This window comes from Rhizobium sp. 2YAF20, from assembly GCF_052114685.1.
Classification (GTDB): Bacteria; Pseudomonadota; Alphaproteobacteria; order Rhizobiales; family Rhizobiaceae; genus Rhizobium.
Genome location: NZ_JBFRFF010000001.1, coordinates 811,460 through 825,034 on the forward strand (window position 1 = coordinate 811,460; position 13,575 = coordinate 825,034).

The window sequence follows — 13,575 nt, forward strand, 5'->3', positions numbered from 1 at the left end:
GATTCTTCATGCTTCCAAACAGTCGGCAAGTGGCGACGGGAGTGGGTATTCGGCGCTTGCCGGTCTTAACACTGGCTGTGGCAGAATTGCGTCCTCGGATGCCGCCGGTGTTGTTGAGCGAGTAGTTTGGAAGACGAGTAACATGGCGTTTGCGACCGAGGCCTTCAGTGACGTCAATCCGTTCGGCGGATTTGGGTATGGATTGCGGAGGTTTCGCGGGGCTCTCGTCGGCGCTGCTGCGATCGGCGCCGTCACGGCATCGCTAGCGTGGATCGTGGTGACGCTTGCCACGATGCAGACGATGGGCACTGTGCAGACCGGGGCCATATCACTTTCCCCGAATACCAATAATCTGGCGCGTGTGGCGCTTGCGCCGCGGGCTATATTGTCTGGCGCCGAAGCTCAGGGGCAGCGCCTCATCCATGTCGCCAAGTTTTCACGGCTGCATCCGCTGCTAACAGCCGAACAGCAGGCATTGAACGACGCGCTTGATGTGGCCAAGGGCAACCGCGCCAATGCAAGGCGCAAGCTTGCCGCGGCAGTCGTCCAGAATGCACTCAAGGTGGCCCTTTCCGACGCTGCTGCAAGGCCGGTGATCAACGCCGCCGAAATCGCCGCCGCAACCGACTTCATGCCGCGTTCGCAGGTGGCCTCCGCTACACCGGATGTAGCGAATGAAAAGCCCGTCGATGTCGCACTTGTCGGTTCAACTGCGCCGCTTACGGAGAGCGCGACCGCAATACCGCAGCCCGCGTCAACATTCCCGACATCTGATGTCGGGCCCATGGAAAAAGCTGTTGGTGTTGCGCTGGCCGATGCGGCCTCGCCCGTGGCCGACGATGGCTTCATGCCGCCGGTGCCGAGCGCAAGGCCAACGGCAGCAGGCACCTCGACGCAGACCGCTTCGGTGGCCGACAACCTTTCGACCGAGGATCCCTTTAATCTGGTGATGGCAAATAGGGCGCAGTCTTCGGATGAGGACCCGCTGGATAGCGTACCGCTTCCGGCCTCGCGCCCACGTTCTCCCGCCGAAGACCGCTTCCGTCGGCCGGCCGAACATGTGCTGGCCTATGCAAAGGCCGATGACGGCATGACGGACGATGCGCCGACCTTCAACAATGCGATTTCGCTGCCGGGCGGCCACAACCGGGTCGCCGTCTACGATATCTCGGCCGGAACCGTCTATCTGCCGAGTGGCGAGAAGCTGGAGGCCCATTCCGGCATGGGCAACATGATCGACAATCCGCGCTACGTCAGCCAGCACAATCGCGGTCCGACGCCGCCGAGCACCTACAGTCTGACGCTTCGGGAATCGCTGTTCCATGGCGTCCAGGCACTGCGCCTTACGCCCGTTGGCGGCAATGTGTACGGCCGCACGGGGCTTCTCGCCCATACGTATATGCTGGGCCGGCGCGGCGATTCCAATGGTTGTGTGGTCTTCAAGGATTACCGCCGGTTCCTTGCTGCCTACCAACGCGGAGAGGTCACGCGCATGGTCGTCGTGCCCCGCCTTTCCGGCTCGAGCACGCGCGTCGCCTCGCGCTGATTGCTTCCTAGGCTGCGTTTTTCCCTGCGACCTTTTCCTCCAGCAGCGCAAAGTCGACGGCTGACCTGGCGTGGATTGTGGTGGTATCGAAGCCGGGGAGGGGAAGGCCGGTCGGATCGAGGATCAGGCAGATTTCCGTGCAGCCGAGAATGACGCTGTCAGCTCCTGCAGCCCGGGCGCGATGGATGATGTCCATCAGCTTTGCACGTGAACCGTCATAGATGTTGCCGGCGCAGAGTTCGTCGAAGATGATATTGTGCACGGTGGTGCGATCGTCCGCATCGGGCACCATGACGTCGACGCCGAGCGCTGACATGTGGTCGACATAGAAACCGTGCTCCATGGTGTAGCGGGTGGCAAGCAGCAGTGGCCGCTTGCAGTCGGCGGACCTCAACGCTGCCGCCGTCTCCTCGATGATATGGATGAGGGGGATCGATACTTGGGCGGCAACCTCGTCGGCGATCAGGTGCATAGTGTTGGTGCAGATCAGCACGCAATCGGCGCCAGCCTTTTCGAGGCTTGCGGCGACGTTACCGAGGCGGGCTGCGGCGTCATCCCACCGGCCGGCCTTCTGCAATGCGACGATTTCCGCGAAATTGACGGAATGCATCAAGACCTCGGCCGAGGCGAGACCGCCGAGCTCTCCACGCACCATCTCGTTGACGAGGCGATAGTAAACTGCCGAGCTTTCGAAGCTCATGCCGCCGATCAGGCCGATAGTGCGCATTTGTCGCTCTCCGTTTTTCGTTTTGATGTCCTATATAGTGCGGCAATTGGGCCGCGACGTCTTTGCATTCTTTTGTCGTCTCGGTTGGATTTATGCTCTTCTTTTGCGCATAATTATCAAAGCGCGCAAACTAGCCGCGTCAACCTGGAGAACGTCGCCGATGCTGGACGACCGTGACCGAAAGATTCTTGATTTTCTGCAGGCCGATGCCGGTATTTCGGTGACCGATCTTGCCGAACGCGTTTCCCTTTCCGTCTCCGCCTGCTCAAGGCGCATTCAGCGCCTTGAGGAAACCGGCCACATCGCGCGGCGCATTGTCGTGCTCGATCGCGAGAAGATGGGGGTGCCGACGACGGTCTATGCGCTGATCAAGACAGCGCATCATTCCGACGAATGGATCGAAAAGTTTCGAAAGTCGATCAGCGATATTCCCGAAATCGTCGAAGCCCACCGACTGACCGGAAATCACGACTATATTCTGAAAATCGTGCTGCCTCGCGTCGAGCACTACGACGTCATCTACAAGAAGATCGTTCGCCGGGTCGAACTCTTCGACGTCGCCGCATCGATCTCGATGGAGGAACTGAAAAGCGGCATCACCATTCCCGTCAGCTATGCCGAGTGAGGTTCAGTTCGGTCAATGCTTTCAGGCGATTTGCCCCATGGTTGCACAGGTGCCATGCACAGTCGGAGATTGATGCTTGTCGGCAGCGGCTCTAGGCTGACTGCGAGGCTCATGAGGAAATGCCATGCAGGAACACCATGTCGTCGTCGTCGGGGGCGGTTTTGCGGGGTTGTATCTCGTCAACGACCTCAAGGGCCTGCCGGTTCGCATCACCTTGATCGACCGGCGCAATCACCACCTCTTCCAGCCGTTGCTCTATCAGGTTGCAACGACGCTACTGTCGACCTCCGAGATCGCCTGGCCGATCCGCAATCTCTATCGCGACCGGCCCGAGGTTACGACCTTGCTGGCCGAAGTCACAGGCGTTGACCGGGACGCAAAGACGGTCCTTTTGAAGGGTGGCGCGACTGTTGGCTATGACACGCTGGTGCTAGCCACAGGTGCGACCCATGCCTATTTCGGCCATGACGAATGGGAGCCGGTGGCGCCGGGGCTGAAGACGCTGGAGGATGCAACGACGATCCGGCGCCGCGTGCTGCTTGCCTTTGAGCGGGCGGAAATGGAGGAAGATCCGGCGGCTCGCGATGCGCTCTTGACCTTTGCGATCGTCGGCGCCGGGCCGACCGGCGTCGAGCTTGCCGGCATCATCGCGGAACTGGCGCGTGCAACGCTGCCGCCGGAGTTTCGCCGCATCGATACCAGGACCACCAGGGTCGTTCTGATCGAGGCGGGGCCGCGGGTGCTGTCAAGCTTTGCCGAAAATCTCTCCGCCTATGCCCAAAGGACGCTCGAAAAGCTCGGTGTCGAGGTGCGGCTTGGCCATGCTGTCACCGCCTGCACGGCCGAGGGCGTGGCGATGGGGGATGTCTTCCTGCCTTGCCGTACGATCGTCTGGGCGGCGGGAGTGCAGGCCTCGCCTGCCGCCACTTGGCTCGGCGTGCCATCCGATCGCGCAGGCCGCGTCCTCGTCGATCCGTCACTCAGGGCGCCCGGCGCAGAGGATATCTTCGTGGCCGGCGATACGGCCATGGTCCAATGGGAGAACGGCAAGCCAGTGCCCGGAATAGCGCCGGCGGCCAAGCAGCAGGGCGCCCATGTCGCCAAGGTCATCCGTGCAAAGCTTATCGGCAGCCCCCCACCGGCCCGGTTTCGCTATCGACATCAGGGAAGCCTTGCAACCATCGGAAAAAGCGCTGCAATCATAGATTTCGGCTGGATCAAGCTGCGCGGCTGGCTTGCCTGGTGGATATGGGGCATCGCCCATATCTACTTCCTGATCGGTACTCGCTCCCGATTGGCCGTCGCCTGGAGTTGGGTCTGGATCTATCTGAGTCGGCAACATAGCGCCCGGTTGATAACCCAGAAGGAAACGATGCGGGAAGAATAGGAAAGGCAGCCCTTGCGGGCCGCCTTTCGCAAATTTAGATATGCGATATCAGGCGAGCGTCGCGATATCGATAACGAAGCGGTAGCGCACGTCGCTCTTCAGCACGCGTTCATAGGCTTCGTTGACGTCCTTGATGTCGATCATTTCGATCTCGGCGACGATGTTGTGTTCGCCGCAGAAATCAAGCATCTCCTGTGTTTCCTTGATCGATCCGATACCGGAGCCGGTTAGGCTCTTGCGCCCTGCGATGACCGCGAAGGCATGGACGGGAACCGGATGTTCGGGAACGCCGACCAGCACCATGGTACCGTCGATCTTCAAGAGGTTGAGATAGGCGTTCCAGTCGATGACGGTGCCGACCGTGCAGATGATGAGATCGAAGGAGCCGGCGAGCTTCTTGAAGGTCTCGGCGTCGCTCGTTGCATAATATTCCTTGGCACCGAGTTTCAGGCCGTCTTCCTTCTTGGAAAGCGACTGGCTAAGCACGGTGATGTCGGCGCCCATGGCCGCGCCAAGCTTGACGCCCATATGGCCGAGACCGCCCATGCCGACGATCGCGACCTTCTTGCCGGGGCCGGCATTCCAGTGGCGGAGCGGCGAGTAGAGGGTGATACCGGCGCAAAGAAGCGGAGCACCGGAATCAAGCGGAATGTTTTCCGGGAAGGAGAGAACATAGCCTTCCTTGACGACGATCGAGTCCGAATAACCGCCATAGGTCGGCGTCGTGCCATCGGCTTCGAAATCGTTGTAGGTCTGGACGAGACCGGGCATGTACTGCTCGACATCGACATTACGCTCGGCGCAGCCGACACAGGAATTGACAAAGCAGCCGACGCCGACATGGTCGCCGACCTTGAACCTGGTGACGGCGGAGCCGATGGCACTGACGACACCGGCAACCTCATGGCCCGGAACCATAGGATACTTCGAATTGCCCCATTCGTTGCGTGCCTGGTGGATATCTGAGTGGCACAGGCCGCAATATTTGACCGAGATGACGACGTCATCGGCGTTCGGTTCGCGGCGCTCGAAGGTGAAGGGGACGAGTGGTTTTGACGCGTCGGTCGCGGCATAGCCTTTTGCAATAGCCATGGGTAACTCCATTTCAGGTGAGGGGCTGAGAGTATGCGCGGACTATGCAATATTTGGATGCCGGGGTGTTAGAGCGATCCTGCAAGCTTTATATATGATCCTGCAAATCTGCCTTCGCCCTGTTTCCCCTGAACGCGGGTCGGCTTAGCCAGGTAATGATCCGAAAACAGCTGGTTGCGCATGACACTTCCATTTCATCCTCATTCCGAGATTGCCTCGATCATTGCCCGTTTTGCTGGTGAAGACGGGGACTTCCCGACGGCGATCGACAATCTCGGCCTGTTCCGGCGATGCTCGCCTACGCAGCCGTTGCATACCGCCTACAAGCCCGGATTTGCCATCGTCGCGCAGGGCGCAAAGAGCGTGACGGTGGGAACAGATGTCTATCGCTATGGCGCTGGACACTACATCCTCACCTCGCTGGACCTGCCGGTTGCCTCGCATGTGACCGAGGCAAGCGTCGAAACGCCCTATCTCTGTTTCGGACTTGCGATCGATGCGGAAAGGTTGAGCGATCTTCTCGCCCGCGTCAGCATTCCGCGGCCCGCTGCGGCTGCGGACGGCATGCGGGGGCTTGCGGTCAACGTTGCCAGCCCGGAACTTCTCGATGCCTCGCTCCGGCTATTGCGGCTGCTCGACCGCCCGGAAGACATTGCCGCAATGGCGCCTCTGATCGAGCAGGAAATCCTATATCGCCTCCTCACCGGACCGGACGGGCCGCGGCTGTTGCACATCGCGCTTGCCGAAAGCCAGAGCAACAAGGTGGCACGTGCCGTCGGCTGGATCCGCGCCAATTTTACCGAGCCGTTGCGCATCGAGGAACTGGCGGAACGGGTCAATATGAGCGTCTCTTCGCTCCATCATCACTTCAAGACCGTGACCGCAATGACGCCGATGCAATACCAGAAGCAGCTTCGTCTGCTGGAGGCGCGGCGGCTCATGCTGATCGATCGGCTGGACGTCGGAACGGCCGGCCATCGCGTCGGATATCAGAGCCCATCGCAGTTCAGCCGCGAATATAGCCGCCTCTTCGGCCTGCCGCCGCTTCGCGATGTCGAGGGGATACGCAGCCCCATTGCAGCGGAATAGGTCGTTTTAATCGTAAAAATCCTGAATGTCCCATCCCGAAGGCTCTTGACGTCGAATGCTCTCTGCGCGATAAAGCCCGCGAACCGTACGGTACGGTACGTATTTGGGAGCGGCAATCGTGCCAAGCGATACAGCACAGTCAGGTGAGTTTTCGCCGCGCCAGAACGCTGTTCTGGAACAGGCGCTGCTGTTGCTGGTCGATGGCGGCGAGAAAGCGCTGACGACCTCGGGCGTTGCGCGCGCTGCCAATTGCTCCAAGGAAAGCCTCTATAAGTGGTTCGGCGACCGAGACGGCTTGCTGTCGGCGATGATCGCCTATCAGGCCAGCAAGGTCAGGACGTTCGAGCGCAACGGCGAACGGCTGACGGCGGCGAGCCTCCACGACCATCTCGTCATTTTTGCCCGCGATCTTCTGGAAGTCCTTGCCGGCGACGTTTCTCTGGCGCTCAATCGTCTGGCGATCGGCCAGTCGAACAGGGATGGTTCGAAGCTGGGCAAACTGTTGCTCGAGCGCGGCCGCCGGCAGATCGACCGGCGCGCGAGCGGGCTGATCGATGCCGGGAAGCGGGCAGGGCTGCTGCGCTTTGCCGATGGAGACGAGGCTTATCATACGCTCTATGGGCTGGTCGTTTCAGATCTGCACGTTCGCATGCTGCTTGGGGAGCCTGGCATGAAGGATACCGGCAGGCAGGCGGAAAAAGCGGTCAGCGCCTTCCTCCGGCTCTATGGCACGGAAAAGGTTTCGGCGGAAGCGGCAGCGACCGTCTGATGGTTTGATACTTACAACAGACAAGCAAAGGGAAGGAAAAATCAATGCGCGTCTATTACGATCGTGATGCCGATCTCAACCTCATCAAGGCCAAGAAGGTCGCAATCATCGGCTACGGCTCCCAGGGCCGCGCCCATGCGTTGAACCTGAAGGATAGCGGCGCGCAGAACGTCGCGATCGCTCTGAAGTCCGGTTCTCCGACCGCCAAGAAGGCCGAAGCCGACGGCTTCAAGGTCATGACCGTCGCCGAAGCCGCCGCCTGGGCCGACCTGATGATGATGGCGACCCCGGACGAACTCCAGGCAGACATCTACAAGGCCGACATCGCCGGCAACATCCGCGACGGCGCTGCAATCGCATTTGCCCACGGCCTCAACATTCATTTCGGCCTCATCGAGCCGAAGGCATCGGTCGACATCGTCATGATCGCGCCGAAAGGCCCTGGCCATACCGTTCGCGGCGAATACCAGAAGGGCGGCGGCGTTCCCTGCCTCGTTGCCGTTCACCAGAACGCTTCGGGCAACGCGCTTGAACTCGCACTGTCCTACGCCTGCGGCGTCGGCGGCGGACGCTCCGGCATCATTGAGACCAACTTCCGCGAAGAATGCGAAACCGACCTTTTCGGCGAGCAGGTTGTCCTTTGCGGTGGTCTCGTCGAACTGATCCGCGCCGGTTTCGAAACGCTGGTCGAGGCCGGCTATGCGCCTGAAATGGCCTATTTCGAATGCCTGCACGAAGTGAAGCTGATCGTCGACCTAATCTATGAAGGCGGCATCGCCAACATGAACTACTCGATCTCGAACACGGCCGAATGGGGCGAATACGTTTCCGGCCCGCGCATCATTACCGCCGAGACAAAGGCTGAGATGAAGCGCGTCCTCAAGGACATCCAGACCGGCAAGTTCACCTCGGACTGGATGCAGGAATACCGTGCCGGCGCGTCCCGCTTCAAGGGCATCCGCCGCATGAACGACAGCCACCAGATCGAGGAAGTCGGCGCCAAGCTGCGCGGCATGATGCCCTGGATCGGCAAGAACAAGCTGGTCGACAAGAGCGTCAACTAACTGCGTCGTCAATGATGGAATGGAGGCCGGGGCACTAAGCTCCGGCCTTCCGTCGTTTTGGACCGGTGGGCTTTGCGTTAGGCGCGGCGGCCGGAAACGGCGTGATAAAGCCACAACACGACGACGGCCCCGATAACGGAGACCAGGAGGCTCCATATATTCAACCCGGTTACGCCGGAAGCACCGAAGAAATTGAATATCAGACCACCGACGATGGCGCCGACCACGCCAAGGGCGATATCCATGATCATGCCAGAACCGCTCTTGTTGACGATCTTGCTGCCGATGAAGCCGGCGATCAATCCCAGAATAATCCACCCGATAACAGACATTTCTCTTCCCTCTCCTTGAATGGTTGCATGCCGCGACCATTTCATCTCTATGCTAGATGGATAGGATATGAAATCAAGGCTCGATCGGCCGCAGGCGGCTAATCGGCGCGCGGTTTGGCAATGACAATCTGGAAACGTGAAAGGATAGGGCAATGGGAATATTTGACGACGCCGTCCCCGGCGGAAATATCTCGAAGCCGATCATGATTGCGCTCGGCGCTCTGCTCGTCGGCAAACTATTGAGCGGCAGGAGCAACAGCGACGAAGTGGCTCCCCAGGGGGCCAATGCGCCGGCCAGCGATGGAGGACTGTTCGGCGGATTGGGCGGTCTTTTGGGCAAGCTGACCGAAGCGGGCCAGGGTGCTGCGGTCGACAGCTGGGTCAAGCCCGGCCCCAACCAGCCGATCTCGCCGGGCAGCCTCGGCGGCGCACTCGGATCGCAGACGATCAGCGACCTTGCGCGTCAAGCCGGCGTCAGCGAGCAGGAACTGCTAGAACAACTCGCCAAGGTCCTGCCAGGCGTCGTCGACAAGGCAACGCCGCAGGGGCAGGTTCCCGACATGGCTCAACTGTCTGCGATGCTGCGCTCCTGATAGGACGGCCTGTTTCGACCTAGCTCGAGTGCCTTGCTCCCGCAGGGGAGTGAGGGTTCTACTTGATTGCATTGACATAGAGCCAGGGCGTCGGCTTGCCATCGTAGCCGCCGCCTTCGCCCTTCGTTATTGAAACGTCTTTCCATCCGCCGGCCACCAAAATGTCACCGAGCCACTTGACGGAAGGATAGTTGTAGTAGCGGCCAAAGCTGTCATGTCCGTGGCGCGCTCCTGATTTAAAGCTGGCGTGAAGAACGCCGCCTTTTTTCAGCGCCTGCAGGATACGTTCAAGAATATCGGGCAGCGTCGAGCGGGGGACGTGGAGCAGACTGGCCTCGGCCCATACTCCTTCATATTGGTCCCGCGCCGCCAGGTCTTCAAATCGCAAAACCCTGACTGGCTTGCCGATCCGCGTCTCTGCCTCTTTCGAAAGTTGAGGCGACCCATCGGTGGCGGTGACATCGAAGCCGCGCGACATCATGTAGGCGCTGTCCTGGCCCCCACCACATCCAAGCTCCAAAATGGATGCTCCGGCGGCAAGCGCGCCTAAAAAGGCATCCAACCGCTCAGCAGGAAGAAGCCGGTCACGAGACGCGTAGACCTGCGCGTTCTCCTGGTAGAAAAAGCGGGTAGGATCGCTGCCCTTGGTCATCTCAATCTGCAACCTTCGCGACATAAATTACATTTTCGAAGTCTTTGAAATGGGCATCGCAAGTGACGATGTCGGCGCCATAGTGAAGAGCCGTCGCGTAGATGATCGCATCGGCTGTCGCGAGCCGCTGCTTCCTGCAGATTTCAGCCGCTTCGCGCGCAAGCATCGTGTCCAGCGGCACAACATTGCACTGCATCGTATATGCGATGAAGCTGTTGACCGCTTCTTCGCGTTTTTCCCGGTAAAGCCACTTGCTGAGCTCCAGCTGAACGATCGTCGGGACGATGCATTCATCCCGTGGAGGGATTTGCTGGGACAGTTGCTGAGCGAGCGCGGTTTTGCTGAGCCATTCGATCCAGACCGAACTGTCAACGACACGCATCAGAAGCGATCGCTTCTGTCGCGGTAGTCTTCGGTGTTGGCGCCCTCGGCTAGCCCGTGCAATTCTTCCAGCGTCGGAACCGGCATCAAGAGCACAGCTTTGCCTTTGGGAATGAACACGAACTCCTGGCCTGCGTTCCAATGTTGACGATCGCGAACTTCCTTGGGGATCGATATCTGAAATTTTGAAGAGAGAGTTGCCGACGCCATTCTTACCATTCCTATATCGATAGTAAAACCGTAAGAATAACATGCGTCATACAAACTGTGAAGGCATCTTTCGAATTTGGGGACATTCCACCTTCAACAAAATAGGTCAGCAATATTGACTTATCTTTTGTTGCGTGGTTTGGTCTTCTAAAGACAAAAAATTACGAGGAAGCCCCCCCATGTTCAGTTGGGAAAACATCTTTGCGACGCGCTCGAGCCGTATGCGCGCCTCTGAAATTCGCGAGTTGCTGAAGCTGCTGGAGCGGCCGGATATCATCTCCTTTGCCGGCGGCATTCCCGATCCGAAGCTGTTTCCCGCCGAGGAGTTCAAGCAGGCTTATAGTGACATCTTCGATAGTGAAGCTGTCAATTCGGCGCTGCAGTACTCGGTCAGCGAAGGCTACAAGCCGTTGCGCGAATGGCTCGTGCTGCAGATGGCGAGGATCGGCGTTGCCTGCGATCTCGAAAACGTCTTCATCGTCTCCGGTTCACAGCAGGGACTGGATTATCTCGGCAAGCTGTTCCTTTCTCCCAATGATACGGCTTTGGTCACCGCGCCGACCTATCTCGGCGCTCTCCAGGCCTTCAATGCCTATGAGCCGAGCTATGATCAGCTGACGCCGAACGGCAACCGGACGCCGGAAGCCTATCGCATCACCGCCGAACAGGCCGGCGGGCGTGTCAAGTTCGCTTATCTCTCAGCAGATTTCGCCAATCCGACGGGTGAGACGATCGATCTGGTGGCGCGCGAGAAGCTGATCGACCTTGCCGACGAGCTCGACATCGCGATCATCGAGGATGCAGCATATCAGTCGCTGCGCTACGACGGCGACCCGATCCCGCCGATCCTGTCGCTGGAGATTGCGCGCAAGGGCGACATCAATCAGACGCGGACGATCTATTGCGGCAGCTTTTCGAAGACGCTGGCGCCGGGGCTTCGCGTCGGCTTCGTCGTCGGCAATGCGCCGGTCATCCGCAAGCTTGTGCTGATGAAGCAGGCGGCCGATCTGCATTCCTCGACGATCAACCAGATGGCGATCTACGAGGTTGCCAAAAAGGGGTTCGACCAGCAGGTCGCCAAGGTGCGCAAGACTTACAGCCATCGCCGCGACTGCATGCTGGCCGCCCTTGCCAAATATATGCCGGAAGGCACCAGCTGGACGAAGCCCGAAGGCGGCATGTTCGTCTGGATCACCCTGCCGCGCGGCATGGATGGCGCCAAGCTTCTGGCGACTTCGCTCGAGACCGCGAAGGTTGCCTTCGTGCCCGGCCAGGCCTTCTTTGCCGACGGTTCCGGACCGAATACCTTCCGCGTCAGCTTTTCCTGCGCCGACGACCAAATGATCGAGGAAGGCATTTCGAGGCTCGGCGCGCTTATCGCAAGCGAGATGGCGAAGCTCTGAGGCTTCGCGTCGAACCGAACTCCCGGCTCAGATCCAGATGTCGTTCTGAGCCGTCCGCTCTCCACCGGCCTCGCCGGTATTTACAGTGCCGCGCGGCTCGATCATCATCATCTTGACCTCTGTTGCTGCGAAAGGTTTGTGTTCCACGCCCTTGGGCACGACGAACATTTCGCCGGGCTTGATCAGCACGGAGCCGTCACGGAAATCGATCCGCAGCTCGCCTTCGAGCACGATAAAGGCTTCGTCGGTTTGTGGATGATCGTGCCAGATGAAGTCGCCCTCGATTTTCGCGATCTTGAACTGGTAGTCGTTCAGTTCGGCGATAACTCGCGGCTGCCAGTGCTCGGTAAGCAATGCCGACTTCTGAGCAAGGTTGATCGGCGTATAGGTGTTTTGCGTCTCGGTCTTCACGGTCCGGCCTCTATGTTGTTCGGCGATATCACTAAGTGAAGACGTGCTGCCGGTCTTCAACGATCGTGCAGGCGGCAAGCCGCAATGGTCGTTCGATCTGCCGCGTCAGATTGGCTCTCACCCCTTCAAATGCGGAGCAACAAGCGAGAGGTCGGCTTCACTGAGGCGGTCGTTTGCGGTGTTCTTCTGGTGCCAGTAGGGATAGAGCAGCTGCGGCAGGCTGACGTCGTCGAGCCGTTGGCGTTCTTCGGCGCTTAGCTTCAGCTCGGCGGCAGCGAGGTTGTCCTTGAACTGTGCGTCCGTTCTGCCGCCGATGATCACCGAGGTCACGCCCTTGCGGCCGATCAGCCAGGATAACGCCACTTGGGCCGCCGAAACATTGCGGCTTTCGGCAATCGCCACCAGCGCGTCGACGATGTTCCAGAGCCTGTTTTCGTCGCGGATCGGCGGTTCGGTCCAGCCGGCGAACTGGCGCGTGCCTTCCGGCGTCGCCTGGTTGCGCCGATGCTTGCCGGAGAGGAGGCCGCCGGCCAATGGGCTCCATACGAGGATGCCGAGGCCCTGGTCGATGCTGATGGGCAGCAGCTCGTATTCGGCATCGCGTGCTTCGAGCGTGTAGTGGATCTGCTGGCTGACGAAGCGCTCGCGACCATCTTTTTCGCTGACGCCGAGCGCCTTCATGATGTGCCAGCCGGAAAAATTCGAGCAGCCGATGTAGCGCACCTTGCCGTGGCGGACGAGCGTGTCGAGCGCCTCCAGCGTCTCTTCGAGCGGTGTCTGCCCGTCCCATTCGTGCAGCTGGTAGAGATCGATAACGTCGGTCTTCATTCGTCTCAGGCTGGCCTCGCAGGCGCTGATCAGATGATGGCGCGACGAGCCGGCATTGTTTGGCCCGTCTCCCATCGGGAAGCGGGCCTTAGTGGCGATGAGGAGGCCATTCTTGCGCGGTCCTCCAATAATCTCGCCGAGAATTTCTTCGGAGGCGCCTTGCGAATAGACATCGGCGGTGTCGATCAGGTTGACGCCCGCATCGAGGCACATGTCGACCAGCCGCCGTGCCTCGCCAACGCCGAGGTCGCCGACGGTCTTTGCCCAGCCCTTGCCGCCGAAGGTCATGGTGCCCATCGTGATGGTCGAAATCTTGAGGCCAGAGCGGCCGAGCAGACGATATTCCATGGGGGTTCCTCCTTGGAAGACAGTATGAGAATGAGCGAAGATTAGAGGTACCAGATAGAGGCGTAGGGCGGTCGTCAAGGCCACCGGCAGCCGATGCGGTCTCAACGGGCTGGGCCGC

16 protein-coding genes are annotated in these 13,575 nt (G+C 59.8%); 8 read left to right on the plus strand and 8 right to left on the minus strand.

Features of this window, described 5'->3' with window-relative positions:
• The first annotated feature begins 142 nt into the window (after positions 1–142).
• The gene (locus tag AB4Z52_RS03860) at positions 143–1,546 is read left to right on the plus strand and encodes a tlde1 domain-containing protein (RefSeq protein WP_442216560.1); all 1,404 of its coding nucleotides are present in this window, start codon (positions 143–145) and stop codon (positions 1,544–1,546) included.
• Positions 1,547–1,553: 7 nt separating this feature from the next.
• On the opposite strand, the gene AB4Z52_RS03865 is transcribed toward AB4Z52_RS03860, so the two are convergent.
• Positions 1,554–2,273, minus strand: a complete 720-nt coding sequence (locus AB4Z52_RS03865) for an aspartate/glutamate racemase family protein (RefSeq protein ID WP_442216561.1) — start codon at positions 2,271–2,273, stop codon at positions 1,554–1,556.
• A gap of 160 nt (positions 2,274–2,433) precedes the next feature.
• Here AB4Z52_RS03865 and AB4Z52_RS03870 point away from each other — a divergent pair, with 160 nt between their 5' ends.
• Together AB4Z52_RS03870 and AB4Z52_RS03875 are read left to right on the plus strand one after the other, a co-directional pair.
• Entirely contained in the window at positions 2,434–2,898 is a 465-nt protein-coding gene (locus tag AB4Z52_RS03870) for an Lrp/AsnC family transcriptional regulator (RefSeq protein WP_442216562.1), read from the plus strand.
• A gap of 124 nt (positions 2,899–3,022) precedes the next feature.
• Complete coding sequence (locus tag AB4Z52_RS03875) at positions 3,023–4,285, plus strand: NAD(P)/FAD-dependent oxidoreductase (protein WP_442216563.1); 1,263 nt, start codon at positions 3,023–3,025, stop codon at positions 4,283–4,285.
• Positions 4,286–4,333: 48 nt separating this feature from the next.
• Here the strand turns inward: AB4Z52_RS03875 and AB4Z52_RS03880 are convergent, their stop codons facing one another.
• Complete coding sequence (locus AB4Z52_RS03880) at positions 4,334–5,377, minus strand: NAD(P)-dependent alcohol dehydrogenase (RefSeq protein ID WP_442216564.1); 1,044 nt, start codon at positions 5,375–5,377, stop codon at positions 4,334–4,336.
• Positions 5,378–5,557: 180 nt separating this feature from the next.
• Between AB4Z52_RS03880 and AB4Z52_RS03885 the strand changes: the two genes are divergently transcribed.
• The 3 genes from AB4Z52_RS03885 to ilvC all read left to right on the plus strand — a co-directional run bounded on the left by AB4Z52_RS03885 (position 5,558) and on the right by ilvC (position 8,299).
• Positions 5,558–6,466, plus strand: a complete 909-nt coding sequence (locus AB4Z52_RS03885; RefSeq protein WP_442216565.1) for an AraC family transcriptional regulator N-terminal domain-containing protein — start codon at positions 5,558–5,560, stop codon at positions 6,464–6,466.
• A gap of 103 nt (positions 6,467–6,569) precedes the next feature.
• Entirely contained in the window at positions 6,570–7,235 is a 666-nt protein-coding gene (locus tag AB4Z52_RS03890; RefSeq protein WP_442216566.1) for a TetR/AcrR family transcriptional regulator C-terminal domain-containing protein, read from the plus strand.
• 44 nt (positions 7,236–7,279) lie between these two features.
• Positions 7,280–8,299, plus strand: a complete 1,020-nt coding sequence (gene ilvC, locus AB4Z52_RS03895) for a ketol-acid reductoisomerase (RefSeq protein ID WP_442216567.1) — start codon at positions 7,280–7,282, stop codon at positions 8,297–8,299.
• Between the two features lie 77 nt (positions 8,300–8,376).
• On the opposite strand, the gene AB4Z52_RS03900 is transcribed toward ilvC, so the two are convergent.
• On the minus strand, positions 8,377–8,631 hold the full coding sequence (locus AB4Z52_RS03900; protein WP_442216568.1) for a GlsB/YeaQ/YmgE family stress response membrane protein: 255 nt from the start codon (positions 8,629–8,631) through the stop codon (positions 8,377–8,379).
• 152 nt (positions 8,632–8,783) lie between these two features.
• On the opposite strand from AB4Z52_RS03900, the gene AB4Z52_RS03905 reads away from it, so the two are divergent.
• Complete coding sequence (locus AB4Z52_RS03905) at positions 8,784–9,224, plus strand: YidB family protein (protein WP_442216569.1); 441 nt, start codon at positions 8,784–8,786, stop codon at positions 9,222–9,224.
• A gap of 58 nt (positions 9,225–9,282) precedes the next feature.
• Here AB4Z52_RS03905 and AB4Z52_RS03910 read toward each other — a convergent pair whose 3' ends face one another.
• Genes AB4Z52_RS03910 through AB4Z52_RS03920 form a run of 3 tightly spaced genes read right to left on the minus strand, consistent with a single transcriptional unit; the run spans position 9,283 to position 10,467 of the window.
• The gene (locus tag AB4Z52_RS03910) at positions 9,283–9,876 is read right to left on the minus strand and encodes a class I SAM-dependent methyltransferase (protein ID WP_442216570.1); all 594 of its coding nucleotides are present in this window, start codon (positions 9,874–9,876) and stop codon (positions 9,283–9,285) included.
• Between the two features lies 1 nt (position 9,877).
• Positions 9,878–10,258 carry a type II toxin-antitoxin system VapC family toxin gene (locus tag AB4Z52_RS03915; RefSeq protein ID WP_442216571.1) on the minus strand — a complete coding sequence of 127 codons (381 nt, stop codon included), beginning with the start codon at positions 10,256–10,258 and terminating at the stop codon, positions 9,878–9,880.
• Positions 10,258–10,467, minus strand: coding sequence for an AbrB/MazE/SpoVT family DNA-binding domain-containing protein (locus tag AB4Z52_RS03920; RefSeq protein ID WP_442216572.1), 210 nt, complete (start codon positions 10,465–10,467; stop codon positions 10,258–10,260). Before AB4Z52_RS03920 ends, AB4Z52_RS03915 begins: the two co-directional genes overlap by 1 nt.
• Before the next feature lie 179 nt (positions 10,468–10,646).
• Here AB4Z52_RS03920 and AB4Z52_RS03925 point away from each other — a divergent pair, with 179 nt between their 5' ends.
• Positions 10,647–11,870 carry an aminotransferase-like domain-containing protein gene (locus AB4Z52_RS03925; protein ID WP_442216573.1) on the plus strand — a complete coding sequence of 408 codons (1,224 nt, stop codon included), beginning with the start codon at positions 10,647–10,649 and terminating at the stop codon, positions 11,868–11,870.
• Positions 11,871–11,897: 27 nt separating this feature from the next.
• Here AB4Z52_RS03925 and AB4Z52_RS03930 read toward each other — a convergent pair whose 3' ends face one another.
• Together AB4Z52_RS03930 and AB4Z52_RS03935 are read right to left on the minus strand one after the other, a co-directional pair.
• Complete coding sequence (locus AB4Z52_RS03930; protein WP_442216574.1) at positions 11,898–12,281, minus strand: cupin domain-containing protein; 384 nt, start codon at positions 12,279–12,281, stop codon at positions 11,898–11,900.
• A 117-nt stretch (positions 12,282–12,398) separates the two neighbouring features.
• Positions 12,399–13,457, minus strand: a complete 1,059-nt coding sequence (locus AB4Z52_RS03935; protein WP_442216575.1) for an aldo/keto reductase — start codon at positions 13,455–13,457, stop codon at positions 12,399–12,401.
• Positions 13,458–13,575 lie beyond the last annotated feature (118 nt).

Excerpts from the sequence above, each read along its gene's own strand:
- AB4Z52_RS03860 (WP_442216560.1), top strand. The coding sequence starts at position 143 with ATGGCGTTTGCGACCGAGGCCTTCAGTGACGTCAATCCGTTCGGCGGA.
- AB4Z52_RS03865 (WP_442216561.1), bottom strand. The coding sequence starts at position 2,273 with ATGCGCACTATCGGCCTGATCGGCGGCATGAGCTTCGAAAGCTCGGCA.
- AB4Z52_RS03870 (WP_442216562.1), top strand. The coding sequence starts at position 2,434 with ATGCTGGACGACCGTGACCGAAAGATTCTTGATTTTCTGCAGGCCGAT.
- AB4Z52_RS03875 (WP_442216563.1), top strand. The coding sequence starts at position 3,023 with ATGCAGGAACACCATGTCGTCGTCGTCGGGGGCGGTTTTGCGGGGTTG.
- AB4Z52_RS03880 (WP_442216564.1), bottom strand. The coding sequence starts at position 5,377 with ATGGCTATTGCAAAAGGCTATGCCGCGACCGACGCGTCAAAACCACTC.
- AB4Z52_RS03885 (WP_442216565.1), top strand. The coding sequence starts at position 5,558 with ATGACACTTCCATTTCATCCTCATTCCGAGATTGCCTCGATCATTGCC.
- ilvC (WP_442216567.1), top strand. The coding sequence starts at position 7,280 with ATGCGCGTCTATTACGATCGTGATGCCGATCTCAACCTCATCAAGGCC.
- AB4Z52_RS03900 (WP_442216568.1), bottom strand. The coding sequence starts at position 8,631 with ATGTCTGTTATCGGGTGGATTATTCTGGGATTGATCGCCGGCTTCATC.
- AB4Z52_RS03905 (WP_442216569.1), top strand. The coding sequence starts at position 8,784 with ATGGGAATATTTGACGACGCCGTCCCCGGCGGAAATATCTCGAAGCCG.
- AB4Z52_RS03910 (WP_442216570.1), bottom strand. The coding sequence starts at position 9,876 with ATGACCAAGGGCAGCGATCCTACCCGCTTTTTCTACCAGGAGAACGCG.
- AB4Z52_RS03915 (WP_442216571.1), bottom strand. The coding sequence starts at position 10,258 with ATGCGTGTCGTTGACAGTTCGGTCTGGATCGAATGGCTCAGCAAAACC.
- AB4Z52_RS03920 (WP_442216572.1), bottom strand. The coding sequence starts at position 10,467 with ATGGCGTCGGCAACTCTCTCTTCAAAATTTCAGATATCGATCCCCAAG.
- AB4Z52_RS03925 (WP_442216573.1), top strand. The coding sequence starts at position 10,647 with ATGTTCAGTTGGGAAAACATCTTTGCGACGCGCTCGAGCCGTATGCGC.
- AB4Z52_RS03935 (WP_442216575.1), bottom strand. The coding sequence starts at position 13,457 with ATGGAATATCGTCTGCTCGGCCGCTCTGGCCTCAAGATTTCGACCATC.